Origin of the sequence: Micromonospora sp. CA-246542, assembly GCF_050942905.1 — a bacterium.
GTDB lineage: Bacteria > Actinomycetota > Actinomycetes > Mycobacteriales > Micromonosporaceae > Micromonospora.
This window is the reverse complement of sequence record NZ_CP192040.1, coordinates 4,112,851-4,138,862: the sequence shown is the minus strand read 5'-3', so window position 1 is coordinate 4,138,862 and position 26,012 is coordinate 4,112,851. Positions and strand designations below refer to the sequence as shown.

Here is a 26,012-nt window from a genome sequence, read left to right as displayed (position 1 = left end):
GTCTCCCTTCGGTCGGGCTGGTTGCCGGGTCTCGGCAGGGGCCAGTCGCGAAGATCCATTCGTCGCCATGCTAGGTGCGGGTGGACGTCGGCGTCGATCCCTTCGGGTGGTCACCTCCGGCCGTTCTCCCGATCGGGATTGCGACGGTAATCGAATCGACATCGAATCAGGTAGGCCGTCGACACATGACAGGCAACGTTGTCTCGGTGGACGAAAAAACCGTCTTCGCGACCTCCCGAAGATCCGTCGCGCAGACCTATGATCTTGCGGGAAGTCGTCCGAAGAGGCGCTTTCGTCCACATTAGACGAGGAGCAAAATGCTCAGGAGAACCCGGTTGCTGATGGCGGTCGCCGTCACAGCCACGACGCTGACCGCCCTACCGGGCGGTTCGGCCACAGCCGGCGGCATCGAACGGTCCGGCGCACCCGCCGCCTCGACCGACGGCACGACGCACACCGTCACCCTGCTGACCGGCGACGTGGTGACCGTCCACAGCACCGGCTCGGGCTGCCCGCAGGTCACGATCCGGCCGGTCGACGAGAACGCGGTGATCGACCAGAGCTGCGGCCCCGACGGGCACCTGCACGTCGTCCCCGCCCGTGTCGCTTCCCAGATCGGCTCGGTCCTCGACCCCGACCTGTTCGACGTCACCGCGCTGATCGCCGACGGGTACGACGACGAGAGCACCAGCCAGCTGCCGGTCATCGTGCAGCCCGCCACCGCCTCGGCCCGGGTGGCCGCGCTGGCCGACGTGCAGACGCTGTCCAGCATCGGCGCGGTGGCCGGCCACGTACCCAAGAAGAGCCCGGCCACCGCGAAGCTCGCGACCAACTCGCTGCTGGCCGGGGCGAAGAAGGTCTGGTTGGACCGCAAGGTCCGTGCCACCGCCCTGCCCGCCGCCGCGAAGCCCGCCGGCCTGGACCGTAACCTGACCCAGATCGACGCGCCCGACGCCTGGAAGGCCGGCTACACCGGCAAGGGCGCCCGCGTCGCGGTGCTCGACACGGGCGCCGACTTCAGCCACCCGGACCTCGCCGGGCGGGTCGCCGAGCGGGCCGACTTCACCGCCGAGGGCGGTGACGCCGTCGACCACAACGGCCACGGTACGCACGTCGCCTCGACCATCGCCGGCACCGGCGCGGCCTCTGCCGGTCAGCGTCGTGGCGTCGCGCCGGACGCCAAGCTGGTGATCGGCAAGGTGCTCGACGATCACGGCTCCGGCGAGGACTCGGGCATCATCCTCGGCATGGAGTGGGCGGCCACCCGGGCCGACGTCATCAACATGAGCCTCGGCGGCAGCCAGGCCGACGACGGCAGCGACCCGCTCTCGCTCGCCGTCGACGCCCTGAGCGAGCAGACCGGGACGCTGTTCGTCATCGCGGCCGGCAACAGCGGCGCGCAGATCTCCTCGCCCGGGTCGGCCGCCACCGCGCTCACCGTCGGGGCCGTCGACCGCGACGACAAGCTCGCCGACTTCTCCAGCCGAGGACCGCTGATCAACAACCACGCGGCCAAGCCGGAGCTGGTCGCGCCGGGCGTCGACATCGTCGCGGCCCGTGCCGCCGGCACCAACCTCCAGGACCCGATCGACAGGTACTACGAGTCGCTCAGCGGCACCTCGATGGCCACGCCGCATGTCGCCGGCGCCGCCGCGCTGCTCGCCCAGCGGCACCCCGACTGGACCGGCGCGAAGATCAAGGCCGCCCTGGTCGGCGCGGCCGACCCGCTGACCGGCATCGACCCGTACGCCATCGGTGCCGGCCGCCTCAACGCGGCCCGTGCCCTCGGCGGCCCGACCAGCGACCAGCCGGTGGTCAACCTCGGCACGTTCGCGTACCCGCAGTCCGGGACCAGCGAGACGAAGCTGAGCTGGACCGGTGGGTCCAGCCCGTCCACGACGGTCCTCGACCTCGACGTGTCGATCGTCAACCACGACGGCCAGAGCGTGCCGCGCGGCGCGGCGTCGCTGTCGACGAGCCGGGTGACCCTCAAGCGGGGCGCCACCGGGGCGGCGACCCTGCGGATCAACCGCAAGGCGCTGGCCAGCCGGCCGGGCCTCTACTTTGCCACCGTCACCGCCCGCACCGGCCACAACGTGGTCGCCACGACTCCGGTGAGCTTCTACGTCGAGCAGCCCAGCTACGACCTGACGATCCACACCAAGCCGATGCCCGGCCTGCGGGAGGGCGGGGACGCCTGGATCAACCTCATGGTCGCCAACCTCACCGACCCGCTGCTGTTCTACGGCGGAGCCGGTGGCACTCAGGGGGACACGTTCACCCTGCGGGTGCCGGCCGGACGGTACTCGGTGCTCGGCGCGTCGATCGCCTACTACGTCGACAGCGACGTGCAGGAGAGCACCCTCACCGCGGCGGGTGACCTGGACGTGCACGCCGACCGGAGCGTGACCCTCGACCCGGCGCAGGCCCGGCCGGTCACGGCGACCGTCGACGGGGCGGCCACCAGGACCACCCGGACCGACCTCACCACCTTCCAGACCGCGGTGAACGGCCTGCCGTGGTGGCACCAGATCAGCGGGTTCGGTGTGGCGTCGGCGATCCGCAGCGTGGCGGTCCCGAAGCCCACCATCGGATCGCGGCGCACCTGGGCGGCCGTCAACATGGACTCGCCGGCCGGTACCGCGAAGCCGTACCGCTACAACATCGTGCACGAGTACACCAACGGCGTGCCGGCCGACCCGTCGTTCCGGGTGACCAGGGCGGAGCAGGCCCGGCTGGCCCGCATCGACGAGCGGTTCCACCAGACCGACTCACCGGAGATGTACACCACGTTCGTCCGCTTCGGTGAGACTCTCGACGGGGTGCCGGTGACCCAGACCTTCGAGGGCGTCATGCCGCCGAACCGGACGTCGTACCTCTCACCGGAGATCGTCTGGGCCGACCAGGGTGTCTACGGCGGACTGGGGGCCATGGAGGCGCCGCGCCAGTACCGGCCGGGCAGCCAGCAGTCCAAGGTCTGGGCGCGGCAGCCGCTGCACTCCGACTGGTACGACGACCCGGCCGGTGACGGCTGGAGCTGCGCCAGCCCGCCGTCGCGGACCCAGGGCAACCTGCACCTGGACATGGTGACGCTGACCGACCAGCACCAGCGCGCCGACTGCCTCCAGGGTGAGGCGATCGGTGTGAAGCGCACGCTGTCGCTGTACCGCAACGGCAAGCTGGTCGAGCAGAAGCAGGGTCCGATCGGCGACTTCACGGTGCCGCAGGCGATGGCCGACTACCGGCTGACCTTCGACGTCGACACCAGCCTCATCCTGCCGATCTCCACCAAGGTCAGCACGTCCTGGGCGTTCCGGTCCGCCGGGCCGGACGGGACCGGCCGCGTGCCGTTGCCGCTGCTCGCGGTCGACTACGCGCTGCCGATGGACCACGACAACCACCCCGTCGGCGGTCCGGCGGAACTGACCGTCCGGCAGGCGCACGGCGTCAAGGCGCAGAAGGTGACGTCGATGCAGGTGTGGACGTCGACCGACGACGGCGTCACCTGGACGTCGGCCCGGGTCACCGGAAGCGGTGACAACTACCGGTTCGACCTGCCGAAGGTCGTCTCCGGGCAGGCCGTCTCGCTGCGGGTGAAGGCCGCCGGCAACGGCGGTAGCGGCATCGAGCAGACCGTCATCCGGGCGTACCACGCCGGCTGACGGGTGACGTGGTGTCGGCTCGGCTACCGCCGGGCCGACACCACCGCCGTCACTGACCCTCCCAGACCGCCTTCGCGCCGGAGTCCCCGGTACGGACCACGTAGTACACGGCGACGGCGGCGGCCACCACCGACAGCACCTGCAACGTCACGGTCACCGCCCGATTGGCGGGTACGCCCTCGGCGGCGCGCGGCGGGACGAAGCGCACCAGGGCCAGCGCCACGATTCCCAGCGCGATCGAGGCGTACAGGGTCAGGTTGCCGAAATCCTGGTGCGCCTCCAGCTTCGGGACGAACTCCGGCGTCACCCGGTTCGCCGAGCGCAACCGCTCGAAGAAGGCGTCCCCGGTGAGCTTCGCCAGCAGCGCGCAGATGGGCGCGCCCACCGCGAGCAGCGCCAGCACCCAGCGCGTGTGCGGCCGGATCGGCGCGACGAGCGCGTAGGCGATCGCCAGGAGCGCCAGGAGCGGCACGAACACGACCGCGGCGTGCAGCACGAGCGGATGGGCGGGGATGCCCTGGAACTCTTCGAACATTCGGCGACTCCTCCGGCCATGGCGGATCTCGATGATCCGCGGCATGGAGGTTATCGGTACCGATCGGGCGTGCCCAGAGTCGTGTACGCGGAGTCGCCGCTCAGCTCCGTGAGCGCGGCAGGCAGTCCTTCTTGTACTTCAGGCCCGATCCGCACCAGCACGCGTCGTTGCGCTCGGGTGGCCAGGGCACCCGGGCGGCGGGCCGGGCCGACACCTCGGCCGCGTAGCCGGCCCGGACCGCCGCGTCGGTCGGGTCGCCGTCGCGTCCACGGGCGAACGCGTCCAGGCCGGCCACCGTCGCCCGGTACACGCCCAGCCCGGTCCGGCCGGCGCCGGTCAGCCGTACCAGCTCCTTCTCCAGCCGCGCCCGGTGCGCGTCCCAGTCCGGCCCGTACACGTCGGTCAGCTCGGGGCGGGCGGCGAGCAGCTTGTCGAACTCGTCCCGGGGCCAGAGCAGCAGATCCGACGCGCCGCCCTGACGCTCCGAGACCTGACGGACGAGCTGGTTCTCCAGCCGGTCGGCCAGATCGTCCTGCCGGTCGTGCGGCAGGTTGAGGTTGCGGCGTACCCGGTGGCGCTGTTGCAGCAGCAGGAACAGCACACCGGGGGCGTCCGGCGGACCGACCTCCGGGTCTGCCGTCGTGTCGTGCTCGGCGAGCAGCGTGCCGACCGCCTCGCTCAGCCACGTCTCGGCGGTCGACGACCGACCGGCCGCGTCCAGCGCCGCGCTCAGGTAGGCCGGCACGTCGGGCTGCGTGAGCAGCAACGGACGCAGCGCCGTCAGCTCGGCCATCGCCTCGTCGTCCCGGCCGCCGGCCTGGAACATCACCCGGGCCCGCAGCGCGCGGGCCACGCCCGCCCGGGGTCGTCCACCGAGGGGTACGCCGCCAGCGCCTGATCCGCGTACCGCAGGGCCGCGTCGGTCCGGGCCCGGATCCGGGCGATCTCGGCGGCGAGCGTCAGGGCGTCCCCGGCATCGTCCGGATCCTCCAACCGGCCCTGCTCGACCGCCTCGGCGAGGTCGGCCGCGACACCGAGCGGGTCGGCCGCACCGAGCGCCGAGCGGCGCAGTTCGGCGAGGTCAGCCTTGGTGAGTACGTCTCTCGTCGGCACGATCTCACGGTACGTCGGAGGGCTCCCGTCCGGTCCAATTATGGTCATCTGCCGTCAACCCGCCCTCGATAGCGTCCGGTCGCCAGTTTCTCGACCAGAGCACACAAAGGCGGAGTTATGGGCACGGTGGATCGGCGTACGTTCCTCAAGGCGATGGGAGTTCCCGCGATCGGCGCGGCCCTCCCGCTGGATCTCAGCAAGGCGCTCGCCATCCCGGCGAACGACCGGACCGGCTCGATCGAGGACGTCGAGCACGTGATCATCCTGATGCAGGAGAACCGGTCCTTCGACCACTACTTCGGCACCATGCGCGGCGTACGCGGCTTCGCCGACCCGCATCCGGTGACCCTGCCGTCGGGCAAGGACGTGTGGCACCAGCCCGACGGCGCCGACGAGCTGCTGCCGTTCCGCCCCGAGGTGAAGAACCTCGGCCAGACCTTCCTGCCGGACCCGCCGCACGGCTGGAACGACGGACACGCCGCCTGGAACGACGGCCGGTTCGACGGGTGGGTGCCGAACAAGGGCGTCACGTCGATGACGTACCACACCCGGCAGGACCTGCCCTACCACTACGCGCTCGCGGACGCGTTCACCGTCTGCGACAGCTACCACTGCTCGCTGATCGGGCCGACCGACCCGAACCGCTACCACATGTGGAGCGGCTGGGTCGGCAACGACGGCAAGGGCGGCGGCCCGGTCATCACCAACGCCGAGGCCGGCTACGACTGGTCGACGTACCCGGAGCGGCTGGAGCGCAACGGCATCTCCTGGAAGATCTACCAGGACGTCGGAACCGGACTCAACGCCGCCGGCTCGTGGGGTTGGACGAACGACCCGTACATCGGCAACTACGGCGACAACTCACTGCTCTACTTCCACCAGTACCAGAACGCGCAGCCCGGCACGCCGCTGGCGGACCGCGCGAAGACCGGCACCGAGATCCGTACCCAGGGCCGCGACCCCGAGGCGCTGCTGGCCGACTTCCGGGCCGACGTCGAGGCGGGACGCCTGCCGCAGGTCTCCTGGATCACCGCGCCCGAGGCGTACACCGAGCACCCGAACTGGGAACCGGCCTACGGCTCCTGGTACGTCTCGCAGGTCATCGACATCCTCGCGTCGCACCCCGAGGTGTGGAGCAAGATGGCGCTCTTCATCACGTACGACGAGGAGGGCGGCTTCTTCGACCACGTGGTCCCGCCGACGCCCCCGCAGACGCGCGAGCACGGACAGTCGACCGTGGCGACCACCAACGAGATCTTCCCCGGCGACGCCGACCACCCGGCGGGCCCGTACGGCCTCGGCATCCGCGTACCCATGATCATCGTGTCGCCGTGGACGCGGGGCGGCTACGTCAACTCCCAGGTCTTCGACCACACCTCGCTGATCAAGTTCCTGGAGACGCGGTTCGGGCACGGCCGGCCGGACCTGGTCGAGAAGAACATCACCCCGTGGCGGCGTGCCGTCGTCGGTGACCTGACCACGGCCTTCGACTTCCGACACCCGAACCGCTCGCGCGACGTGAAGCTGCCGCACACCGACGACTTCAAGCCGGACGACCTGGTCCGGCACCCCGACGAGGTGCCGGTGCCGCCGGCCGAGGGGCGGCTGCCCAAGCAGGAGCGCGGTGTGCGCCCGGCGCGGGCGATCCCGTACGCCCTGCACGCCGACGGACGTCGGGGCGACGGCGACTTCCAGATCGAGTTCCGCAACACCGGCGGCGCGGGAGCGGTCTTCCAGGTCCGTCAGGCCGGCAGCACGGCCGCGCCGCGCAGCTACACGGTCGAGCCGGGCAAGCGCCTGGCCGACACCTGGCAGGTCTCCTCCGGGTACGACCTGTCGGTGCACGGACCGAACGGCTTCTTCCGCCGGTTCGCCGCCGGCCGCTCGGATCTCGACATCACTCCCGCCTTCGACGGGCGGGGCGACAAGATCGAGCTGACGCTCACCAACCGGGGGCCGAAGCGGGTCGAGGTGACCGTCCGGGACGGCTACCACTCCCGGCCGGTCACGCTGTCACTGCGCCCCGGTCACACCGAGCGCGCCACCTGGCCGCTGGCCCGCACCCACGGCTGGTACGACCTGACGGTCGCCGTCGCGGGTGACCCCGGTTTCGCGTACCGCTGCGCGGGCCACGTCGAGAACGGCAAGGACAGCATCAGCGACCCGGCCCTCGGCGGGCTCGTCTAGCTGGTGCCGGCGTCCACCCGGGTCGTTCTCGGCCCGGGTGGCGCGCACGCCGCAGCCGGCGGTGGGCGACCTGGGCGCGGTGGCCGACAGCGTCGGCGCGGTGGGCGGCTAGTGCCCGGCGGTGAGGCGCGGATGCCCGCGTTGGGCCCGGATGCCCGCGTTAGGCGCGGATGCCCGCGTTGGGCCCGGATGCCAGGACGGTGGGGCCCGGATGCCCCGGTTGTGCGGCCGGATGCCCCGGCGAGCGTGATGCCTCAGCGGCATCTTGATGCCACACAGTCATCACGCTCGGCCGGGCGCCCGCCCTCACCGAGGTCCCCCACGGTGGCGATCAATCGGGTGACCTTGACGCCCTGCTACGGGGTGCGGGCGAGGTAGGCGCGCATCTCCTCCCGCGTTCCTGGGAGGCCGTAGCCGCCGACCAGCTCGGTGACGTTGCCGAACTGCTCACCGTCGATCAGCCAGGGGCCGGTCGACCGGCTCAATTCCTCGGCGAGCCGACGTTGCCGGGGCGTGAGGGCATCCGCGGCCGTTCCTGCCGTCGCCGGGCCGTCCGGGAACGCGAGCGGCAGCGCCACACCCAACGCCGTCAACGACCGTTCGCCGCTGACGGTCGGCAACCGGTCGAGCAGCGCGTCGAACGCGCGGTCGGCGTGCCGCGGACCGAGCTGGCGCAGGGCGAGCGCCGCGTAGCCGCCGAGATCGCCACCGAGGAACGGCACCCACTCACCCTCGGGCGGCTCGGCCGGAGCCTCGCCGGAAGCCGCCGAGGCCCAGCCCACCAGCTCCGAGACGGTCGCCGGGTCGGCCGCCGCGCCCAGGACCCGGGCCCGACCGATCGCGGCGGCCCAGCGGACCAGCGGGCGCGCGTCGGTCAGCCACCCGACGTCCGGCGCGGCGCCGAGCAGCCCCGAGGACACCAGCATGGTGGCCACCTCGCCGGGCGTCGCCGCGACCCCCGAGGCGGCGTCGAGCGCGCGGGCCAGCGCGGACACGCTGCCCTCGGCCTCCTCGGGAAACCAGGCGAGAAGGTACGTCGCGACCAGGCGCACATCCGCATCGGAGTGACCCAGCAGGGCGCGGAACACGGGAACGCCGACGCGCACCGCGTCGTAGGTCGCCAGCGCGACGTACGCCCACAGTCGGCCCTGATCCGCCCTCGACAGCGACTCGACGTAGAGGTACTCGACGTACTCCTTCTGGGTCTCGTCGCTGCCGGCCCACGGCGGCGGCTTGGCCGCGAGCAGCGCGCGCCCGCCCTCGGCGGCCCGGCGGTACTCGGCCACCGGGAAGCCGTCCGGTAGGACACCCTCGTCGTACCCGACAGCCAGGGCGCTGAGCAGCCCGAGTACCGACGCCGGGTCCGGGGTGGCCGGATCGGTGAGCATCTCCAGCAGGAACGGCACCGCGTAGGCGCTCGCCTCGAACCGGTTGCCCTGGTGGAACACGTTGCCGTAGAGCTCACCCAGGGCCTCGTCCCGGGTGGTCGCATCGGGGGAGAGCAGAGCGCGCAGTTGGCCGGGCACGTCGTCGGCCACCCCGTAGGCGTGGCCCAGCCGCGCCCAGTCGATGTCGTCAAGTCCGTCGAGCACCCCCCATGCTCTCCCGAGGTCCTGACGATCCGGCGTGGTGGGTCGGTCAGAACTCCTCGTACACCGCGGGGTCCTGATCTGACAGCCGCCCATCCGGGCGGCCCAGCGCGGTGATGGCCTCGACCTGGTCGTCGGTGAGCGTGACGTCGAAGACGTCCAGGTTCTCGACCTGCCGCTGCGGCGACGCGGCCTTGGGCAGCGGGATCACCTGACGGGCCACGTGCCAGGCCAGGATCGTCTGCGCGGTGCTGACGCCGTGCGCGGCCGCGATCTCGGCGATCACCGGGTGCTGTCGCAGGTCGTTGCCGTGGCCCAGCGGACTCCACCCCTGCACCAGGATGCCGTGCTCCCGGTGGTAGTCGAGCGCCTCCTGCTGCGGAAAGTACGGGTGCACCTCGATCTGGTTGACCACGGGCGCGACGCCGGTCTCGGCCACCAGCCGGTCGATGTGCTCCGGCAGGAAGTTGGAGAGCCCGATGTGCCGCACCAGACCCCGCTCACGCGCCTCGATCAGCGCCCGCCACGCCTGCACGTACCTGTCGACCTTGGGGTTCGGCCAGTGGATCAGGTACAGGTCGATCCGGTCGAGGCCGGTGCGGAACACGCTCTCCTCGATGGTGGTCAGCGCCTCGTCGTGGTCGTGGTGCCGCCCCGGCAGCTTCGAGGTGACGATCAGCTCGTCGCGGACGTCGCCCGCGTCCCGCACGGCCCGACCGACCGCGCCCTCGTTCTCGTAGTTGACCGCCGAGTCGAGCAGCCGGTAACCCGCCCGGATCGCGTGCCCGATCGCGTCGACGCCCGTCGAGCCGTTCAACTGGTACGTGCCGAGCCCGATCGCGGGCAGGGTCGTGCCGTCGGCGGCGCTCAGGTGCGGAATCGTCATGATCGGGACCCTACTCGCACGGGTGGCGCGTCACCGTGGGCTGGGTAGCCCAGGCGCCGGCGAATCTCAGTCGTCGCCGTAGCGGCCGCGCCACGACGGTTTGACGGCCAGCGCGGCGACGCCGATCGCGGCCAGCGGCAGCAGGACCACCACGACGTGCACCACGAGCGGGTGCAGCGGCAGGCCATTGACGGTGTCAGGCACAGGATCTCCTCGGCGCTCGGGATGTCACTGCGCGGGACGTTATAGCCGAATTCTTGCGAAGTCCTTGCGGCGTCGAGTTCCCACCCGACGGGTCAGGCCATGGGTAGCAGCAGCGTGAACGTGGCGCCCCGGCCGTGGGCGCCGGTCACCTCGAGCGAGCCCCGGTGCGCCTGCGCCACCTGCTGCGCCAGCGCGAGGCCCAACCCGAACCGGCGACCCGTCCCGGCGGTGCCATGCGCGAAGCGTTCGAAGAGTCGATCCGCCTCGGCCGGGTCCAGGCCGACCCCGTCATCGACGACCTCGGCGGCGACGCACCCCGGTCGGTGACGCACCCGCACCCGCACGTGCCCGCCCGCGCTCACGTGGCCCAGAGCGTTGTCCACCAGAGCGGTCAGCGCCCGCCGCAGGGCCACGTGGGCGCCCCGCACCGGCGCCGTCGCCTCGCCCTCGACGCGCAGCTCGACGTCCCGCTCCCGCGCGTACGCCGACATGCTCGCCACCACCTCGCGGGCCACCTCGGCCATGTCGACGACGGTGTCCGGGGGCGGCTTCTGCTCGGCCGCAGCCGACACCAGCAGATCGTCGACGACCTCACCGAGCGCCCGGGTGTCCGCGACAAGCTGGTCGAGCTGCTCGGTGAGCTGCTCCACCGGTTGGGCCCGGGCCCGGCGGGCGATCATCTGCGCCCGGGTGTGCAGCACGGTGAGCGGGGTGCGCAGCTAATGCGAGGCGTCGGCGACGGAGCGGCGTTGCAGGGTCAGCGCGGTGGCCAGGGGAGCGACGGCTCGGCGGGCGAGCAGAGCGGCAGCCGCCAACGCTCCGGCCAGACCGGCCAGTTCGGCGACGAGCAGCGCGACGCCGAGCTGCTCCTGCCGCTCGCGCAGGGGCGCGAGGTCGGCGGCGACCGCCCAGCGGCTGCCGTCGGGCCGATGAGCGACCAGTACCCGGACCGGGTGGTCGTCGCCCGCGTCGGTGTCGAACCGCCCCGGCTGCCGCCGCAGCGCGTCGTCGAGAACGCGCACCAGTTCCGGCGACGCGCTCGGGGTCACCTCGACGGCGTCGGTCCCGGCTGTCCGTTGGGCGAGGAACTGGCCGGGCGGTGGGTCATCCACGTCCTCGGCCATGGCGAGTACCTGACCCAGCCCGGAATCCAGCGCCCGCGACTCCTGGCGGCTGGTGAGGACGAACATCAACGCGCCGACCAGCAGCAGCACGACGCCGATCGCCCCTGCGGTCTGGGCCACGCTGCGTCGACGCGCACGGGTCAGCCGGGCCTCGTTCGGCATGGGTGAAGGCCGTGCTCAGCAGCTCCGCCCGGGTGAAGACCTTCAGGGGTCGGCCGGCGAGTGCCCGCAGCACGGCGAACTCGCGGGCGGACAACGGAATCTCCTGACCGTCGTCGAACACCCGCCGGTTACCCACGTCCAACCAGCGCCGTGGACCCAGGGGCAGTCGGCTCGCCGCGTCTTGATGGCGGCGGCGCAGCGCGCGCAGCCGGGCCAGCAGCTCCGGTACCTCAAAGGGTTTGACCAGGTAGTCCTCCGCGCCGGCGTCGAGCCCTTCCACCCGGTCGTCGAGGGCGCCGCGGGCGGTGAGCATCAGCACCGGGGCGATCACACCGCGTCCGCGCAGCGCGGTGACCAGGCCCAGGCCATCCAGCACCGGCAACCCCCGGTCGATGACCATGAGCTGGTAGTCGCGGGCCAACGCCTGGTGCAGGCCGCTCTGCCCGTCGGCGGCCAGGTCGACCTCGTACCCCTCGTCGGTGAGCAGGTCGGCGAGCAGCGCGGTCAGCGCACGGTCGTCCTCGACCAGCAGCAGGCGGGGGCGGGCACTCTCCACCGGCCCAGTATCACGAGGTGCGGGGGCGCTGGCCGTGCAACTCCCCTCAGACCGGCCCGGGATCGCCGACGGGGGCGTCGCGGATGGCGAGCGCGGCCTGGACGAGTGCGGCGTGGGTCAGCGTCTGGGGGTAGTTGCCGAGGTGGGCGGCCGTCGCCGGGTCCATCTCTTCGGCGTACAGGCCGAGGGGGCTCGCGTGGTCGACCATGGCCTCGAACAGCTCGACGGCCTCGCGCCGACGCCCGGTGCGGGCCAGGGCCTGCACGAGCCAGAACGAGCAGGGCAGGAACGCGCCCTCGGTGCCGGGAAGGCCGTCCCGCCCGGGCGGGTAGCGGTAGAGCAGTGGACCGCCGGCCGACAGCCGGTCCCCGATCGCGTCGATGGTGCCGCGTATCCGGGGTGAGCCGGTCCGGTCGATACCGAGCAGCGGCAGGACGAGCAGAGCCGCGTCGAGGTCCCGGGAGCCGTACGTGCGAACGTAGCTGCCCGTCGCCGGGTCGAAGCCACGCGTCCGGACCTCGGCGGCAATTGCGTCCCGGGATCGCTGCCAGCGTCGACGTTGCCGGTCCGACAGGGCGTGGGTGTCGGCGATGGCCAGGGCACGGTCCAGGGCGAGCCAGCCCATGAGCTTGGAATGGACGTGTTGGGCGGGCTCGCGTACCTCCCAGATACCGGCATCGGGCTCCGGCCAACATTGGCTGACCACGTCGGCGAAACCGCGTACCGCCCGCCACGTCTCGGCATGGAGGCGGTGTCCGGCCTGAGCGAACGCCCAGGCCGCGTCGATCACCCAGCCGTAGCCGTCGAGCTGGTGCTGACCGGCGGCGGCGTTGCCCACGCGTACCGGCCTGCTGTCGCGGTAGCCGGGCCATGAGGGGAGTTCCCGTTCCGCTGGCACGCGCCGGCCGTGCAGGGTGAGCAGCGCCGGCAGGCGTGGCCGTTGCAGCCGGCTGGCGTGCAACAGCCAGGCGAGGAAGCCCTGTGCCTCGTCGGCCTTGCCGACGCTGAGGAAGGCGCTGACACCGATGCTGGCGTCCCGGGGCCAGACGTAGCGGTAGTCCCAGTTGCGTACCCCACCCGGATCCTCGGGCAGGGACGTGGTGGGCGCGGCCACCGGCGCGCCCGAGGGCGAGTAGGTGAGCAGCCGCATCGTGAGCAGACTTCGTACGACGTGCTCCCGGAAGGGCACCCGCTCGTCGATCTCCGCGGTCCAGGCGCGCCAGCGGGCCTCGTCGGCGACGAGCAGGTCCCAGGCGGCCGTCGGCTCGACGTGGACGATCGGCTCACGGTGGGCCACGGCCAGCACGAGGGTGACCGGACGACCCGGCCGGACCGTGAGCGGAGTGGGTCGGCCCGGTTCGATCCGGAACGAGGGCGTGCTGTCCAGCGCGACCGCCAGCGCCCCCCACTCACACACCAGGGTCTGACGCCGGTGCTGGACGCGGGGCCGGCGGTGCCGGACGCCCAGGCGGGGATCGAACTCCACCACCGTGTCGACCGCCGCCCCCTCGGCCGACAGCCGGCGCACGACCAGCGTCGTGGGCAGCAGGCGACCGCTGACCTCGGCCACCATCGCCTCGGTGAGGCGGAGCCGGCCGTCGCCCACCGCCCAGGTGGTCTCCAGGGTGGCGGTGTGCTGCCGGTACCGGCGTTCGAGGACCGTGGCCGGCCGGGCCGGGCCGACCCGGAACGTCCCGGCTTCCGGGCCCCCGACGAGCCTGCCGAACAGGGGCTCGCCGTCGAAGCGCGGCACGCAGAGCCAGTCCATCGCGCCGTCACTGGCGACCAGGGCGGCGGTACGCGTGTCGCCGAGCAGCCCGTAGTCGCTGATCGGTCGCTCACCGGTCACGGCGTGTGCTCCTCGACGAGCGCCGGGTCACCGGGCCTGCAGGAGTATCCCGAGAGCGACCCCGTAGACGACGTGGACGACAGCCGTGACCAGGGGCGTCTGGACGCCGTAGTTGAGGGCGAACAGCCCGGGCGGCTCCAACACCGCCGTGCTGGCCGGTCCCGCCCGCTGCGACGCCATGCGGGGGTGGACACCGGGAAGCAGCGGCAGCAGCACCGTCAGGGCGATCCCGACGTGCACGATCCCGAGCAGCGCTCCGATCCACCAGGTGGCGCGGTACAACAGCGCGAACGTGCCCGCGTACCCGAGGGCGAAACCCTGACCGGCGCACAGGTGCAGGAAGAACCCGACGACCCGGGCCCGGTCGGGATCGGCGGTGACGAAGGTCCCGAGCACCAGAGGAAGATCGAGCCGGGTGAGGCCGGCCAGTTGAGCGGTGATCATCGCAGCGGTGAGCGCCGCGGTGGCGACCAACCCGAACAACGCCCATCCGGCCCAGTCCATCTCAGCAGTCGTCGACGCCGCGGGCGTGCTCAGTCATCGGTCCACCCTTCGGCTGAAACGGCGCGCGATCCACGGCCCGGACGCTCACCCACCGGGCGTCCGGTTTATCACCATAAGCCACTGGAGCTGTCGCGCTGGCCCGCTCGCCCAGACCTCTCTCGACCAGTTCGACCGCCGCAACTGCCTGATGGTTGTGCCCCAACCGGACCGGCCCCTCGTTCGTCCAAGATAGTGAGGACAACACCGAGGGGACTCTGTCGTGGCAGGTTGGGAACAGGCGCTGGCGGATCTCGTCAACGCCAGAGGCGCGGCGCTGAAGCGCTACGCCTACCTGCTCTGCGGCAACGACAGCGACGCCGAAGACCTGGTACAGGACGCGTTGGTGCGGGCATTCACCCGGCCACGGCGCGACGAGGTCGAGAACTCTGAGCAGTACGTGCGCAAGACCGTCGTCAACCTCTACCTCGACCGGATCCGGCGGCGGGACGTGTGGCGGCGCGTGATGCCATTCGCGCTGGCGCTGGCGCCGGACCGGGTCGAGGACGGTTCACGTGCCGCGGATGCCCGACATGACCTTCGGGCGGCGCTCCTGGAGCTCACCCCACAGCAACGTGCGTGCGTTGTCCTCTACTACCACGTCGATCTGCCCATTCCAGAGATCGCCGCACAACTCGGGTGCGGCGCCGGCACGGTGAAACGCCACCTGTACGACGGTAGGCGTCGCCTGGCCGGGCTGCTGCACGACGACATAGGGGAGGACGATCGTGCCGTCCGATGATCGTCTTTGGCGGGACCGTCTGGCAAGCGTGGCAGACGAGGCCGATCCGCCGTCGTTCGCCACCGATCGCGTGCGCGCACGTGTCCGGCGACGGCGAGGGCTGCTGGCCGCCGGAACCGGCGTTGCTTCGATCATGGTGATGTCGCTCGTGACGGTCGCCGTGGCCGGGATCGTCGGCGGCGGTGATCCGACCACCGGCACCGGCGCGAGTCCAGGTCCGTCGACTCCCACCGGGCCAACCGCCACTGCCGAGGAGCCTGGGGTGTACGTCTGCGGCGACCGCTACGACCAGCCGATCCCCACTCCGGGCGGCCCCCTCGCCGCAGAGGTGTCCTCGGTGGTCAAGGTGAAGAACGACTCCGGTCCAGCGGTGACGGTCACATTCGCCGCCACGCGGGCGGTCCATGTGGCTTCCAGTCCGCCATCGCTTCTTCAGGTGCTCTATCTGAAGGACGGTGTCATCGTCGGCGGAGGGCCGATGGTCAACAACCCGGGCGATCCCAGTCCCCAGGGCATCGATACGATCCGAAGTGGGTTTGATCTCGCACCCGGCAAACCTCACAAACTGCAGCTGGGTCCGCGAGAGATGCTGTGCCCATCCCTGACCTGGCCCGACATCTGGGCCACGCCCGATCGTTACGAGGTCGCGGTGGTGATCGGCCCGGTCGAAGATCGCGGGGATGAACTTGTCCTCAATGTTCCGCTCCCGCCCTCGGCGGCCTCGCTGGTGATGAAGGCATCGTTGCCGGGCTGAGAGAAGCCTTTCCCGCGCAGCCCGACTTCAAGGCCACGCGGGGAAGTGTCGATGCCGGAGATCAGGGTGCGAGCGACATACCAAATCATCGTCGGCACCGACAACCAGGTCCTCCACCACCGCTCCGGTCGCCGCCCACCGGATCCAGGCCACGGCGGTGTTGGTGGCCTCCGCCGCCAGATCGATTCCCGCCGTCAGCATCCACCCAACCTAACTGGGCTTGGGCGAACGTCATATCGTCCGCTGTGCTAGCTCGCGATCGGTCGAGCAGAGATCGGCAGTGCCGACGAGCTGAGGCTCGCGGCAACGGAGGCAAGGCGCACTGTCGGCGCAGCCTGAGCACCAGATTCTCAGCCATCAGCAAACGGACGGGCTGCTCGACAAAGACACCGCCCCAGCACGGGCGTCCGGATTCGTCGCGGCGGGAAGCCCTGCGGGGTCCGCCCGTGGTCAGCTCAGCCGAGGTCATCTCCGATTGCCGTCTCGTAGACAGTCTCGACTGGCCGGACCACCTTGACCATCGAGGCGAGGTACTCCCGGGTCTCGTGATCGGTCGAGTAGACGATCGTGCCCTTCATCCCACGGGTGAGGAGGACTTTGTAGGTGTTGCGAATCAGCAGGTCCGCTTCGGTGTCGCTGACCGACATGCGACTGCGGAACGCTGGATCCTTCGACTCCTCGCGTCGGGTCACCAGCTGGCCGTCCCTGGCTACCAGGTCCGGCCCGATGATGACACCGGACCAGTCGTACTCGAAGCCCTGCGCCGTGTACACGCAACCCACCTGGCCGAACCCGTTCGGGTCGGTGGCCCAGAACGCGCTGCCCGGCGCGTCTCCGACGCTGCGGTCGCTCTTGACATTCCACGGCCGCGACCACGCGCCGATCTCGACGTCGGACACCAGGCTGTCGTCCGGACGCGGATCGCTCCACGGCCAGCAGTAGCCGGCGGACATCCGGGCAGTGATCCCGGACGCCTGTTTGCGGGCGAGGAAGGCTTCCATCTCCTCCGGCGACTCGGCGAGACGCAGGTCGACCCTCCCGTCGCCGGTCCAGACCGACGGCTCATCGCCGTCGAGGCCGAGCAGGTCGACAACCCATTGCTCGTACGTCTCGCTGCCCCCGCAGCGGAACTGGCTGTGGAGCGACACGACCTCGATTTCCAGGTCGAGCTGCCTCGCGTGGGACGAGATGACCTCGACATTGCCCAGCTCACCCGGCTTCACGACCTGGTGCTCGTCGAGCAGGAACACCGGCACCCGGGCGGCGGCGATCAGTTCGTCGATCTGTGGACGAGACTTCTCCCGCTTGGCCTTCGGCGTGAACCTGTTGACAGAGGTCTCGCGGATGCGGTGCGCCTCGTCGCAGATCAGCACGTCCAGCCCGTTGCGTTCGGCGGACATGAAGCTGTTGAAGTAGCCGAAAAGGTTTTTCAGCCGGGTCGACCCCTTGCCGGCGTACCGGCGCAAGGTCTGGGTGAACGACCGCGAGCCCGTCGCGTGCATGACGGAGCGGTTCTGGCGCGCCAACTCACCGAGCACCGACAGCGCGATCACGCTCTTGCCGCTGCCCGGTCCACCGGCAACGACCACTACCGACTTGCGGTCCGCCGATCGTGCCCGCTCAACGGCGTGTAAGACCAACTCGTACGCGACACGCTGCTCATCCAGCAGGGTGAAGTGCGAGCGGTCCTTCAGCTCCTGTGCGGCGTACCTGAGGAGTTGGCGGCTGGGCCGTACAGAGCTGGTCAGGAAGCGGTCGGCGGCGCCTGCGCCTGATGCCGGAGCCAGATGAGTGCGTAGGTAGTCGAGGAACTGGCCACGCCGCTGCTTCGTGAAGATTCGGCTCTGCTCGGTCGCCGGGCGGCCGAACAGGTCACTGATGTCGCGGTCGACCGCGTTGTGTAGGTACGCGACCCCGTGCACCGGGTGGGGATGTCCGGCGAGGACACCGAGGAAATCCGTGAGGTATTCGCAGTACTGCTCGACCTGAACGCCGGGATGCAGCCGCGGGCCACGCGCGTGTTCGATCGCCACGAGGGTGTCGGAACCCTCGTAGGACTCGGCGTAGGACCATTGCTTCAGCTCAACGACCACGTAGGAGTCGTCGGACGTCCTCGGGTCCACACCGGCGAGCACCACGTCGACCCGCTTGCTGGTCAGCGGTAGCTGGTACTCGACAAGCATCTCGACTTGGCCCAGCCCTGCGTCGGCCAAATCCTGACCCAGCACCTCAAGGCTCCGCGACCAGGAACGGCGTTCCGCCGGGCTCACGTTGCGGCCGATCTGCTCGACGATCCGGTCTGCGAGTGTGCCGCTGCCGACCAGACGCAGCAGACCATCGGCGGACGTGCGGAACGCTGACAACACTTGCCCCCGGGCAGCACGAAGTGATCGTGCGCATGGGGGGCGTATCCGGCAGCCGCCGGAAGCCCGTCGTGACGCGCTCCTACGTGATGGACTGTAGCGAAGAGATCAACTCAGCGCCATGGTGGTGCTGCCTGCGGTTACCGCTTCGCCGCCGACCCGCGAGCCTGGTCGATCGGGTAGCGACGAGCCACTTCCTCGAGTTTGCGCGAAGCCGCCTCGACCAAGTCGATGCCGAGGACGTCGGCGAGCCGGGTCAGATAGATCATGACGTCGCCAATCTCGGCTTTGACCCGCGCGCCAGCCTCTTGGTCGGTCATGACGGCAGCGGCCTGCTCAGGCGTGAGCCACTGAAATTCGGCGATCAATTCGCCGACCTCACCGGCGAGTGCCATCGCTAGGTTCTTCGGCGTGTGGAACTGCTGCCAGTCGCGCTCTTCGGCGAACGCTCGTACGTGACTCGTCAGGTCTTTCATGGTGGGGAGCATCGCAGAAGTCCCGGGTTGGTATGCGACGCCGACACCAGTGGCGCGATGCTCGCCGGTCACAACGAGACGACGACCGGTTGGACCTGGACGTTCTTGGTCAGCTGCTGAGGCGAGGGGACCGGTGTGCTGATATTGACAGACAGGTTGTAACCGTAGATGGAGACTCCGTCGAGGTGGTTCGCGCCCGGCCAGTCCGACTCCAGGCGGACCGCCATCCGAGTGGGGAAGTTGGTCACCTTCTCGGCGCACGAGCGGATCAGGACCACGCTCGGAGTGGCGGTCAGGTGGGTGGCCAGCATCCGGGCCAGCTTCTTGTAGGTCCAACCCCAGTCCTTGGCACCTGCCTCGGCGTCACCGATCTCCTCGTCGTTGCCGTGCGCACGGATGCACAGTGGCTCGCCCGCCTGCACCCCCGCCAGGTAGGTGGCCAACTGCCGATCCGCCTCCGCCTGCGTGAGTCCGGCGTCGATGGGCAGGAGAGCGCCCCACGCGGCCGCGCCCGATTCGGCCCCCTCGGATTGACGGCGGGTATTCGGGTCCTGGGTCGCCACGATGAACATGACAGGCACCTCCGGGATCGCTGCCTTATTGGCGGACGAAAGGAGGTTAGCCCGATGGGCGAAGAAGCGCGCTGTCGTCTATCCGGCCCGAATTGGCGTGGTCGCATGTCAGACAACTATCGGTTGAACACTGTGGCCGGAGTTCATCAGGCTCCGTAGTTGATCCACAATTCCTACAAGAGAAATTTGCATACGGTCGGAGCCCGAAGGCGACGTGCGGGGCCCGCCCTCCGTGGCCTTGACCTGCGCTTCCGTAAGCATTGCGAAGCGGTGCCGTACCGCTTCTGCCTCCTCGTGGGGGCCGCGGCGGGCCCGCACCAGCTCGTAGGCGGCATCCGTGACCCACGGCGAGCGGTCTCGCGTCGGTCAGATCAGCGGTGCGGACCCGCCCGTCAGTTGATCACTGCCTTCCGCCAGCGAGGATGACGACGAGAGCTGCCCGGACGCACGGACTGGTTCGGCGCGGACTCAGTACGAGCGCGTGATTGCTGTGTGAGTACCAGCTACGACATCCGCATTGTGTCGCTCGACGCCACGGGCTGCGAGTAGAGGGCCTAGGACCAGGTATGCGATCCACGTCAGCGGCATCGTCACGATACCGACGACAGCGAATATAAGAAGGAAGTTAATCCAGAAGAGCCCCCAGAAGGACAGCATCAGGATCACTCCGGTTGACGTGCGACCGGCATACAGGTTGCCCACACCGAAGATGCCGAACAGGCCCAGGATCAGCTCGAGGGCGACGGCAGCACCGGCGGATTTCTGTGGAATGAGCACCGCTTGGGGTCCGACGTAGACCGACTGTGTGGGGATCGGAACGTGATATTGCTGAGTAACAGGTACCGGTAGCTGCTCGGTCGGTGCGGGCTGCCACTGCTGATAGGGATCGGGATGAGTCACTGTACGAGTCTCGCGTTCGGATAGTCTGCGAGTCACCCGCCGTTTGGTCCCGTGCATAGGACTTCAAGGGCCGTCCCCGCGGCCGTGTGGCTACCGGGTATACGACTTCAGTGGATCAGCGCGTTGTCGCGGGCGCTGCCGAGGAAGGCGGACCAAGCGGTTGGGTGGAAGGTGAGAGCTGGTCCGGCCTGATCCTTGGAGTCGCGTACAGCGACGACACCGGGGAGATTGGTGGCGACCTCGACGCAGGCGCCGCCGTTGTCGCCGCTGCGGGTGCTCTTGCGCCAGAGGGCGCCGGTCAGGTCAGTCATGCCGCATCTCCCCGGAGATCCTCTTGATCATGTCTTTTGATTCTGCCTCGTCTAGCGCCATCGCATCCAGCCCTTCCCAGACGCGTTCGTACGCGGCTAACTCGTCAGGCTTGTCGAGGTACAGCGCCCCGGTCAGCGACTCGCTGTACACGACCGAGGGTTCTGGGGCTGCTCTGCCGCCCTTGGTGGGCGGGAAGTCGAGAAGCATGAAGGTGCCAGCGACAGCGCCAGGCTGCGGTCCCACAGCCAGCGGCAGCACCCGGATGGACACATTCGGTAGCTCCGAGACCTTGAGGAGGAGGTCGAGTTGCGCGGTCATGACGCTGGGGTCGCCGACGGCGCGTCGAAGCACTGCCTCTGACAACACCGACTCCAGCCGCGGCGCTGGCGGGAGCCGCCGCAAGAGGAGCGCCTGTCGCTGAAGCCGCACTTGAACGGCGCGCTCCCTCTCTTCGTCGCTGAGGATCCTGCCGCGCCGGAACAATGCGTCGGCATAGCCCTTGGTCTGCAGGATGCCAGGGATCAGAGATTCGTCGAATCCTCTGAGCCGCGAAGCGGCGGATTCCAGGCCGACGTACAGCTCGAACCAGTTGGGCACGGCGTCGCCGTACGCGTGCCACCAGCCCTTCGACTTCGTTTCCACGGCCAGCCCGCGCATCGCCTCGGTCATCTCGGGCGACACCCCGTACAGCTCGCACATCGCCTTGACGTCGAGCACCCGGACCGAGCCCTGGCCGCATTCGAGGCGCCAGATCTTCTGCCGGCTGTATTCGAGGGCTTCGGCGGCGGCGTCGAGCGTCACCCCTGCCTCGTTGCGGAACTGCCGCAGCAGCCGGCCGAGTTGCCGGCGCGGGACGGTCGATCCAATGTCGTCGGGCATCCGCACACTCCCTGGTTCCATGGCGCAACACTGCGTGACCTACTCCTGCAACTCCTACGGGTTTCAGCAAAGAAAGTCAATGCACAACGGGGAAATCGCAGTATTGAACGTTGCGTTTCCGATGCAGAGTGTCGCAGGCTGATCACAGCACGGCGGCCGGCCGGTCCGCCCGAACGGCCGCCGTGCTCCCCGAACACCCTCGCCCCTCCGCGTCAGGAAGGCAGGCAGACATGAACGCCAGAAACCAGCGACCGGACCCGCCGCGCGGTGCTGCGACCTACCGCTCCGGCGCGTACACCAGTCTGTTGCCGTGGCAGGTGCGTGAGCGCCGCTTCCCGCCCGTCGGGCTCGGGCGTCGCGGCCTGAACCCGGACGACGTGTACGCCTTCCTCGACCGGGTCGCCGTCGACATGGCCGCCGTCTACGCCGCCCTCGCCGAAAGTCGCCGCGAGACCGTCCGGATCACGGCCGGGCTGCGCCGCTGGCAGACTGATCAGGCCCGCGCCTGCAACGAGCGGGACGAGGTCCAATGAGCCAGCGCTACGTCGTCCACCTGCCCGTCGTCGCCGCCGATCTGCCCGCCGCGCAACGTCTGGCCCGGGTCATCGGCCGCTGGATGCTGGTGCTGCCGATGGTGGACCCGGGGGAGACCACCGTCTCCGAGGAGGACCAGCAGTTCCTGCGCCACCGGGTCTTCTGCGACCTACGGCTGCCCGGCGGCCGGCGCTGCCTCCTGCGCGACGGTCACGACGGCGAATGCTCCCGCCGCCTACGCCGATGAGGGGAGCCGCCGCCGGCCGAGCGGGGCCGGCGGCGGAACCGACGCTCAGTACGTGAAGCTCCAGAGGAAGTAGAACCCGGGGGCGTTGGGACCGTACTGGCGGTACTCGCAGTAGTACCAGCTCCACTGGCCGGTCTGCACACCCTCGCTGCCGTAGCTGTTGCAGAACTGGCCGTCGTAGTAGACGCCGCGGAGCGTGCCGCCCTGCGGGTCGGCTGCCGCCGAGGCGGCGCCGGTCCCGACCAGCCCACCGACTGTGAGTGTCGCCGCCACCGCCAGCGTCGCCCATCTGCGTCCGCGCATGGAGTCTCCTTTCGTCGGCGTCCACAGTGCACGCGCTCCGCACCGAGTCGAGACCGGGACATCGAAGTTGGTGAGTGTAAGGCTAACCACCGACGCGGCCTGAATAGAACGGGCCGAATGGGTGGCGGGTGGTGGTGAAACCACCACTCTGATTCGCCCGATTGGGATGAGGCGCGCTCACCTCCGGTTCCGGCAGGTTGTCGAGGTGCGAGGGTGCGCGCCGACCAGTTGGGGATCACGGGCGAGCTCAGGGAGCGGGAACGCCAGGGAATCCTTCCGCCGTCGCCGGGAACCCAGGGGCCAGCCAGTTAGACCACGTTGACCCCTTACGCGTGAGCGAGGAGCACCGAACCGATACGGGGCGCATCGGGGCAGGGGCGCACCAACCGGCGGTTCGACGGTGATCGGGCCGGAGAGGAGAATCAGGTGGAATACGAGGATTTTGTCAACCTGGTGGCCACACGGGCGAAGATGTCGACCGATCAAGCGGCGACGGTCAGCCGAGCGACGTTGGAGACGTTGGCGGATCGGATCAGCGCCGGCCAGGCTGAGGATCTCGCCTATCAGCTTCCCGACGGGCTCGACGATCACCTGCGCAAGCCGCCACCGCATCGAAGGCAGGAAAATGCCCAGCCGTTCGGGCTCGACGAGTTCGTGCGGCGGGTGGCGGACCACCCGGCGATCGACCGTCGGCTCGCGGATCCCGGGGTCCGCGCGGTGCTCACCACGTTGCGCGAGGCTGTTTCCCGTGACGAGTTCGAGGACGCGATGGCCCAGCTTCCGAAGGAGTTCCGGCAGGTGATCGAACCGGTGGGGGCCGATAGCCGGCACCGTTCCGGATAGCCCGCACGGATTCCGCGACGCACCCCAACCGGTCCGGAAGGAGAACCTGGTGAACTACGCCGAATTTCTCGAAACCGTGGGGAAGCGGGCGCGAATGCCGGCGCCGGAGGCGGCGAACGTCGTCGGAGCCACGCTGACGGCCTTGGCGGAAGGGATCGGTGGTGGAGAGGCGCGGCACCTTGCCACCCAGGTCCCCGAGGAGTTGCGGGGGTACCTGTACAAGGACGTGGACTTCGCCGAACGGATCGACCTCGTGGAGTTTCTCAACGAGGTAGGGGTCCGCGCGGGAACGAATGGCGAGCGAACCGCTGAGGGCGCCCGCGCCGTGTTGACTACCCTGCGCGAGGTGGTGAGCGCGGAAGACAGCGAGAACCTGGAATCGGAACTGCCAAGCGACTTCCGGCGGCTGTTCCGTCCGGTGGACCGCAGCGTCGGGGCCTGAACCGAGTCGTGTCCTGGCCCGATCCGGGTACGGTGCGCGGGGCGGGGTTTCGATACGCCAGGCTGATCGTCTACGCGCCTCGGTGAACTAGCTGGTCGGCTCGGAGCGTGACCATGGCAACGGTACGGCCATCGGCATCGGCGAACTCGACCTCGTACGCAGCCGGGGGACCGCTGAAAATGTGGACGATCGTCCCCACTGTTCCGGCGGGCAGTTCTTCCCCCGGAATGGCTTCTCGGAGCTCAACCACGTCGTACAGCTCCAACATGTCAGCCTTCCTTCGGCGGGAACGAGATGGTCACCATCCGAGGCGTGGATGCCCCGTTCTCCAGTATCCAGGCCGTGCGGACGGTGATCGTGCCATCCGGCCCGGTCAGAGGAAGGTCCACCGACCACCGCTGGCCGAAATCGTCTGCCTTGCCTTGGAGAGGCTTGCCGGCGAGTACGCCTTCGCGGATCTGCTGCATGATGACGTCGGCGTCGTCCGGACCGAGGCCGGTGGCCGAGTTGATGACGCGATACTTGTTCTTGCCGACCGGGTGCTCCGGGTTCATGGCATAGGCGGTGATCTTCCGTGAGTCGATCTCGGCCTTACTGAAGTCCGGTCGGCTGGGATCACCCGGAATTCTGGTCGGCTCGGGCTTGTCGGGCCTCGGCGAGCCGGGCGACAGCTTCTGAAGCCGCCCGAGCGCCTGCTTGAGCTTTTCGATGAGATCGCCGAGCCGGCGTACCTCCGGGATCAGCCGTCGCAGGCTGGCCAGCAGGGCACGAAGCAACCGTGCGATCCGCGCTCCCCACGACGCGACCAGCGTCGTGACCTGTTCCACGACCAGCGGTGTGGCGAGTCCGCCGGTGAAGACGAGTTCGCCCGCGTACGTGATGAGGCGGGAGACGCAGGTGGCGATGGCGTCGCGGACCAGGAGCCGGACGGCGGCCACCAGGCCGGCGGCGCCTTCGGTGATGGCGGCCATGGTGTCGGCGCCCTGGGCGAGGCCGGTGATGGCCTGGTGTTGTTCAGCGGCCCAGGCGCGGTAGGCGGGGCCGGCGCTGCCGCCCCAGCCGGCGACGTCGTCGCGGACGGCGCGGGTCAGCTCGGCTGCTTCCTCGCGGAGCGAGACAGCGACGTTGCGCCAGGTCTGGGCGTGTGCGGTGATCTGCGCCGGGTCGCCGGCGAGCCAGTCGAGCGCCTCGCTGAGCGGCTTGACGTGTTCGATGAGCCAGGCGATTCCGTACTGGAGCAGTGCGCCGACCGGGTCGGAGACGAACGCGAGGGCGTCGAGGCCGGCACTCACGACGCCGAGGCTGCCGTCGATCCAACTGCCGCTGCGGATGCCCTGCGCGATGAGTTCGATGTCCTCGCAGATCCACACACCCGCCCAGGCGCTGGGCGGGGTGTCCGCCGCGGCGGCGACGAGCGGGTTGGACGTCACGGGCGCTGCCGTACCCCGTCGAGGAGGTGCTTGGCCTGGGCGTCGGAGTGTCGGTAGCGGTCGGCGCTGGTCCGCAGCTTTGCGGCGGTGTCCCGCACCGAGCCTGCGGCGGTGCCGATGCCGTCGACCAGGGTCCGCTGGAGGCCGTCGAGCAGTGTCGGCATCAGTGCGCAGAGCTGACCGTAGGCCTCGGTGCCCAACCGGACGTGCTGGCCTGCCTGTCGGGCGGTGTCGAGGCTGCCGGCGCAGCGGTCGAGGCGTGCGGCGTGGGCGGTCAGGTCGTCGGGGTCGACCTGGATGCCGTCACCGCTGGGCATCGTTCGGCCCCGGATTATGGCTCAGCCGACTGCGGTAGGAGTCGACGATGGCCTGGGCGCTCGGATCGTCGCCGAGGGTCTCCGCGGTTACTTCGGCGACCTGCCGCAGCAGGTCTGAGCGCGCGGCTCTCGTGGTGTCCAGGATCTGTTCGGCGGTGCGCGCTGCGGGTTGGTGCCGGGTGCGCTCGTCGAGCCGCAGGTCGATCAGTAGGCCAGCCGAGTCGACGGTGACCAGGACCGTCCGATCGGGGGTGTGGGCGGTGCCGGTCAGCTCCCGCATCCGCCCCGACAGCGTCTTCGCGCGTTCCGCCCGCTCGGCGAGCGACGACTCCCACTCGTCGAGCCGGCGCTCTGCCGCGTCGAGCGCGGCGTCGTCCGCCCACATGCTGACCCTCCCCAGGGGACCACCGCCGGCCGCCACCAGCGAGATCACCGGTACGCTACCAACCAGTCGCATTCCGTGCATGCCCGAGACGATCGCGAATCCGCGC

General features: G+C 69.9%; 31 protein-coding genes. 8 read left to right on the top strand and 23 right to left on the bottom strand.

Annotated elements, in window-relative coordinates:
- Positions 1 to 317 precede the first annotated feature (317 nt).
- Positions 318 to 3,662: a S8 family peptidase gene (locus tag ACQP0N_RS19425; RefSeq protein ID WP_433112574.1), complete on the top strand. Its 3,345-nt coding sequence runs from the start codon at positions 318 to 320 to the stop codon at positions 3,660 to 3,662.
- Between the two features lie 49 nt (positions 3,663 to 3,711).
- On the opposite strand, the gene ACQP0N_RS19420 is transcribed toward ACQP0N_RS19425, so the two are convergent.
- From ACQP0N_RS19420 to ACQP0N_RS19410, 3 genes are all read right to left on the bottom strand, one after another.
- Positions 3,712 to 4,197 carry a DUF2231 domain-containing protein gene (locus tag ACQP0N_RS19420; RefSeq protein WP_433112571.1) on the bottom strand — a complete coding sequence of 162 codons (486 nt, stop codon included), beginning with the start codon at positions 4,195 to 4,197 and terminating at the stop codon, positions 3,712 to 3,714.
- Positions 4,198 to 4,297: 100 nt separating this feature from the next.
- The gene (locus tag ACQP0N_RS19415; RefSeq protein WP_433112568.1) at positions 4,298 to 5,050 is read right to left on the bottom strand and encodes an SEC-C domain-containing protein; all 753 of its coding nucleotides are present in this window, start codon (positions 5,048 to 5,050) and stop codon (positions 4,298 to 4,300) included.
- On the bottom strand, positions 5,023 to 5,310 hold the full coding sequence (locus ACQP0N_RS19410) for a hypothetical protein (protein WP_433112565.1): 288 nt from the start codon (positions 5,308 to 5,310) through the stop codon (positions 5,023 to 5,025). The genes ACQP0N_RS19415 and ACQP0N_RS19410 overlap by 28 nt, the downstream gene beginning before the upstream one ends.
- A gap of 117 nt (positions 5,311 to 5,427) precedes the next feature.
- On the opposite strand from ACQP0N_RS19410, the gene ACQP0N_RS19405 reads away from it, so the two are divergent.
- A complete protein-coding gene (locus ACQP0N_RS19405; RefSeq protein WP_433112562.1) occupies positions 5,428 to 7,497 on the top strand; it encodes a phosphocholine-specific phospholipase C in 2,070 nt (689 codons plus the stop codon).
- A 356-nt stretch (positions 7,498 to 7,853) separates the two neighbouring features.
- On the opposite strand, the gene ACQP0N_RS19400 is transcribed toward ACQP0N_RS19405, so the two are convergent.
- The 8 genes from ACQP0N_RS19400 to ACQP0N_RS19365 all read right to left on the bottom strand — a co-directional run bounded on the left by ACQP0N_RS19400 (position 7,854) and on the right by ACQP0N_RS19365 (position 14,371).
- On the bottom strand, positions 7,854 to 9,089 hold the full coding sequence (locus tag ACQP0N_RS19400; RefSeq protein WP_433112559.1) for a hypothetical protein: 1,236 nt from the start codon (positions 9,087 to 9,089) through the stop codon (positions 7,854 to 7,856).
- 46 nt (positions 9,090 to 9,135) lie between these two features.
- Entirely contained in the window at positions 9,136 to 9,972 is an 837-nt protein-coding gene (locus ACQP0N_RS19395) for an aldo/keto reductase (protein WP_433112556.1), read from the bottom strand.
- Positions 9,973 to 10,038: 66 nt separating this feature from the next.
- The gene (locus tag ACQP0N_RS19390; protein WP_433112554.1) at positions 10,039 to 10,176 is read right to left on the bottom strand and encodes a DUF2231 domain-containing protein; all 138 of its coding nucleotides are present in this window, start codon (positions 10,174 to 10,176) and stop codon (positions 10,039 to 10,041) included.
- Positions 10,177 to 10,268: 92 nt separating this feature from the next.
- Positions 10,269 to 10,877: a sensor histidine kinase gene (locus ACQP0N_RS19385; RefSeq protein ID WP_433112552.1), complete on the bottom strand. Its 609-nt coding sequence runs from the start codon at positions 10,875 to 10,877 to the stop codon at positions 10,269 to 10,271.
- 18 nt (positions 10,878 to 10,895) lie between these two features.
- On the bottom strand, positions 10,896 to 11,300 hold the full coding sequence (locus ACQP0N_RS19380; protein ID WP_433112549.1) for a hypothetical protein: 405 nt from the start codon (positions 11,298 to 11,300) through the stop codon (positions 10,896 to 10,898).
- Positions 11,281 to 12,018 (bottom strand): response regulator transcription factor, encoded by a 738-nt coding sequence (locus tag ACQP0N_RS19375; RefSeq protein WP_433112546.1) that lies wholly within the window; start codon positions 12,016 to 12,018, stop codon positions 11,281 to 11,283. Before ACQP0N_RS19375 ends, ACQP0N_RS19380 begins: the two co-directional genes overlap by 20 nt.
- A gap of 46 nt (positions 12,019 to 12,064) precedes the next feature.
- The gene (locus ACQP0N_RS19370; RefSeq protein ID WP_433112543.1) at positions 12,065 to 13,867 is read right to left on the bottom strand and encodes a glycoside hydrolase family 15 protein; all 1,803 of its coding nucleotides are present in this window, start codon (positions 13,865 to 13,867) and stop codon (positions 12,065 to 12,067) included.
- 27 nt (positions 13,868 to 13,894) lie between these two features.
- On the bottom strand, positions 13,895 to 14,371 hold the full coding sequence (locus ACQP0N_RS19365) for a hypothetical protein (RefSeq protein ID WP_396804440.1): 477 nt from the start codon (positions 14,369 to 14,371) through the stop codon (positions 13,895 to 13,897).
- A gap of 259 nt (positions 14,372 to 14,630) precedes the next feature.
- Between ACQP0N_RS19365 and ACQP0N_RS19360 the strand changes: the two genes are divergently transcribed.
- On the top strand, positions 14,631 to 15,149 hold the full coding sequence (locus tag ACQP0N_RS19360; RefSeq protein WP_433112540.1) for an RNA polymerase sigma factor: 519 nt from the start codon (positions 14,631 to 14,633) through the stop codon (positions 15,147 to 15,149).
- A gap of 28 nt (positions 15,150 to 15,177) precedes the next feature.
- Entirely contained in the window at positions 15,178 to 15,903 is a 726-nt protein-coding gene (locus ACQP0N_RS19355) for a hypothetical protein (protein WP_433112537.1), read from the top strand.
- A gap of 27 nt (positions 15,904 to 15,930) precedes the next feature.
- Here the strand turns inward: ACQP0N_RS19355 and ACQP0N_RS19350 are convergent, their stop codons facing one another.
- From ACQP0N_RS19350 to ACQP0N_RS19320, 7 genes are all read right to left on the bottom strand, one after another.
- A complete protein-coding gene (locus ACQP0N_RS19350) occupies positions 15,931 to 16,104 on the bottom strand; it encodes a hypothetical protein (protein ID WP_433112534.1) in 174 nt (57 codons plus the stop codon).
- Positions 16,105 to 16,358: 254 nt separating this feature from the next.
- Entirely contained in the window at positions 16,359 to 18,266 is a 1,908-nt protein-coding gene (locus tag ACQP0N_RS19345; protein ID WP_433112531.1) for a DNA/RNA helicase domain-containing protein, read from the bottom strand.
- 140 nt (positions 18,267 to 18,406) lie between these two features.
- Positions 18,407 to 18,742, bottom strand: a complete 336-nt coding sequence (locus ACQP0N_RS19340) for a nucleotide pyrophosphohydrolase (RefSeq protein WP_433112528.1) — start codon at positions 18,740 to 18,742, stop codon at positions 18,407 to 18,409.
- Between the two features lie 68 nt (positions 18,743 to 18,810).
- Positions 18,811 to 19,314, bottom strand: coding sequence for a hypothetical protein (locus tag ACQP0N_RS19335; RefSeq protein ID WP_433112525.1), 504 nt, complete (start codon positions 19,312 to 19,314; stop codon positions 18,811 to 18,813).
- A 468-nt stretch (positions 19,315 to 19,782) separates the two neighbouring features.
- Positions 19,783 to 20,214: a hypothetical protein gene (locus tag ACQP0N_RS19330; protein WP_433112522.1), complete on the bottom strand. Its 432-nt coding sequence runs from the start codon at positions 20,212 to 20,214 to the stop codon at positions 19,783 to 19,785.
- 107 nt (positions 20,215 to 20,321) lie between these two features.
- Complete coding sequence (locus ACQP0N_RS19325; RefSeq protein WP_433112519.1) at positions 20,322 to 20,525, bottom strand: DUF397 domain-containing protein; 204 nt, start codon at positions 20,523 to 20,525, stop codon at positions 20,322 to 20,324.
- Positions 20,518 to 21,405: a helix-turn-helix domain-containing protein gene (locus ACQP0N_RS19320; RefSeq protein ID WP_433112516.1), complete on the bottom strand. Its 888-nt coding sequence runs from the start codon at positions 21,403 to 21,405 to the stop codon at positions 20,518 to 20,520. Before ACQP0N_RS19320 ends, ACQP0N_RS19325 begins: the two co-directional genes overlap by 8 nt.
- 230 nt (positions 21,406 to 21,635) lie before the next feature.
- Between ACQP0N_RS19320 and ACQP0N_RS19315 the strand changes: the two genes are divergently transcribed.
- Both ACQP0N_RS19315 and ACQP0N_RS19310 read left to right on the top strand, forming a co-directional pair.
- Positions 21,636 to 21,938, top strand: coding sequence for a DivIVA domain-containing protein (locus ACQP0N_RS19315; protein ID WP_433112513.1), 303 nt, complete (start codon positions 21,636 to 21,638; stop codon positions 21,936 to 21,938).
- The gene (locus ACQP0N_RS19310; RefSeq protein ID WP_433112510.1) at positions 21,935 to 22,186 is read left to right on the top strand and encodes a hypothetical protein; all 252 of its coding nucleotides are present in this window, start codon (positions 21,935 to 21,937) and stop codon (positions 22,184 to 22,186) included. The genes ACQP0N_RS19315 and ACQP0N_RS19310 overlap by 4 nt, the downstream gene beginning before the upstream one ends.
- A gap of 45 nt (positions 22,187 to 22,231) precedes the next feature.
- Here the strand turns inward: ACQP0N_RS19310 and ACQP0N_RS19305 are convergent, their stop codons facing one another.
- A complete protein-coding gene (locus ACQP0N_RS19305) occupies positions 22,232 to 22,489 on the bottom strand; it encodes a hypothetical protein (RefSeq protein ID WP_433112507.1) in 258 nt (85 codons plus the stop codon).
- Between the two features lie 426 nt (positions 22,490 to 22,915).
- Between ACQP0N_RS19305 and ACQP0N_RS19300 the strand changes: the two genes are divergently transcribed.
- Entirely contained in the window at positions 22,916 to 23,332 is a 417-nt protein-coding gene (locus ACQP0N_RS19300; protein ID WP_433112504.1) for a DUF2267 domain-containing protein, read from the top strand.
- A 49-nt stretch (positions 23,333 to 23,381) separates the two neighbouring features.
- Positions 23,382 to 23,774 (top strand): DUF2267 domain-containing protein, encoded by a 393-nt coding sequence (locus ACQP0N_RS19295; RefSeq protein WP_433112501.1) that lies wholly within the window; start codon positions 23,382 to 23,384, stop codon positions 23,772 to 23,774.
- A gap of 70 nt (positions 23,775 to 23,844) precedes the next feature.
- On the opposite strand, the gene ACQP0N_RS19290 is transcribed toward ACQP0N_RS19295, so the two are convergent.
- From ACQP0N_RS19290 to ACQP0N_RS19275, 4 genes are read right to left on the bottom strand one after another with little or no spacing between them, the layout of a single operon-like run.
- Entirely contained in the window at positions 23,845 to 24,042 is a 198-nt protein-coding gene (locus tag ACQP0N_RS19290) for a DUF4926 domain-containing protein (RefSeq protein WP_433112498.1), read from the bottom strand.
- A 1-nt stretch (position 24,043) separates the two neighbouring features.
- On the bottom strand, positions 24,044 to 25,204 hold the full coding sequence (locus ACQP0N_RS19285; protein ID WP_433112496.1) for a WXG100 family type VII secretion target: 1,161 nt from the start codon (positions 25,202 to 25,204) through the stop codon (positions 24,044 to 24,046).
- The gene (locus ACQP0N_RS19280; protein ID WP_433112493.1) at positions 25,201 to 25,521 is read right to left on the bottom strand and encodes a type VII secretion target; all 321 of its coding nucleotides are present in this window, start codon (positions 25,519 to 25,521) and stop codon (positions 25,201 to 25,203) included. The genes ACQP0N_RS19285 and ACQP0N_RS19280 overlap by 4 nt, the downstream gene beginning before the upstream one ends.
- On the bottom strand, positions 25,508 to 25,987 hold the full coding sequence (locus ACQP0N_RS19275; RefSeq protein ID WP_433112490.1) for a YbaB/EbfC family DNA-binding protein: 480 nt from the start codon (positions 25,985 to 25,987) through the stop codon (positions 25,508 to 25,510). Before ACQP0N_RS19275 ends, ACQP0N_RS19280 begins: the two co-directional genes overlap by 14 nt.
- Between the last annotated feature and the right edge of the window lie 25 nt (positions 25,988 to 26,012).

Bases quoted from the DNA above. Each gene is read 5' to 3' on its own strand.
- ACQP0N_RS19320 (WP_433112516.1), bottom strand. From the start codon at position 21,405: ATGCCCGACGACATTGGATCGACCGTCCCGCGCCGGCAACTCGGCCGG.
- ACQP0N_RS19380 (WP_433112549.1), bottom strand. From the start codon at position 11,300: ATGGCCGAGGACGTGGATGACCCACCGCCCGGCCAGTTCCTCGCCCAA.
- ACQP0N_RS19310 (WP_433112510.1), top strand. From the start codon at position 21,935: ATGAGCCAGCGCTACGTCGTCCACCTGCCCGTCGTCGCCGCCGATCTG.
- ACQP0N_RS19425 (WP_433112574.1), top strand. From the start codon at position 318: ATGCTCAGGAGAACCCGGTTGCTGATGGCGGTCGCCGTCACAGCCACG.
- ACQP0N_RS19305 (WP_433112507.1), bottom strand. From the start codon at position 22,489: ATGCGCGGACGCAGATGGGCGACGCTGGCGGTGGCGGCGACACTCACA.
- ACQP0N_RS19280 (WP_433112493.1), bottom strand. From the start codon at position 25,521: ATGCCCAGCGGTGACGGCATCCAGGTCGACCCCGACGACCTGACCGCC.
- ACQP0N_RS19275 (WP_433112490.1), bottom strand. From the start codon at position 25,987: ATGCACGGAATGCGACTGGTTGGTAGCGTACCGGTGATCTCGCTGGTG.
- ACQP0N_RS19340 (WP_433112528.1), bottom strand. From the start codon at position 18,742: ATGAAAGACCTGACGAGTCACGTACGAGCGTTCGCCGAAGAGCGCGAC.
- ACQP0N_RS19325 (WP_433112519.1), bottom strand. From the start codon at position 20,525: ATGACTGACCTGACCGGCGCCCTCTGGCGCAAGAGCACCCGCAGCGGC.
- ACQP0N_RS19405 (WP_433112562.1), top strand. From the start codon at position 5,428: ATGGGCACGGTGGATCGGCGTACGTTCCTCAAGGCGATGGGAGTTCCC.
- ACQP0N_RS19350 (WP_433112534.1), bottom strand. From the start codon at position 16,104: ATGCTGACGGCGGGAATCGATCTGGCGGCGGAGGCCACCAACACCGCC.
- ACQP0N_RS19335 (WP_433112525.1), bottom strand. From the start codon at position 19,314: ATGTTCATCGTGGCGACCCAGGACCCGAATACCCGCCGTCAATCCGAG.
- ACQP0N_RS19420 (WP_433112571.1), bottom strand. From the start codon at position 4,197: ATGTTCGAAGAGTTCCAGGGCATCCCCGCCCATCCGCTCGTGCTGCAC.
- ACQP0N_RS19290 (WP_433112498.1), bottom strand. From the start codon at position 24,042: ATGTTGGAGCTGTACGACGTGGTTGAGCTCCGAGAAGCCATTCCGGGG.
- ACQP0N_RS19395 (WP_433112556.1), bottom strand. From the start codon at position 9,972: ATGACGATTCCGCACCTGAGCGCCGCCGACGGCACGACCCTGCCCGCG.
- ACQP0N_RS19365 (WP_396804440.1), bottom strand. From the start codon at position 14,371: ATGGACTGGGCCGGATGGGCGTTGTTCGGGTTGGTCGCCACCGCGGCG.
- ACQP0N_RS19315 (WP_433112513.1), top strand. From the start codon at position 21,636: ATGAACGCCAGAAACCAGCGACCGGACCCGCCGCGCGGTGCTGCGACC.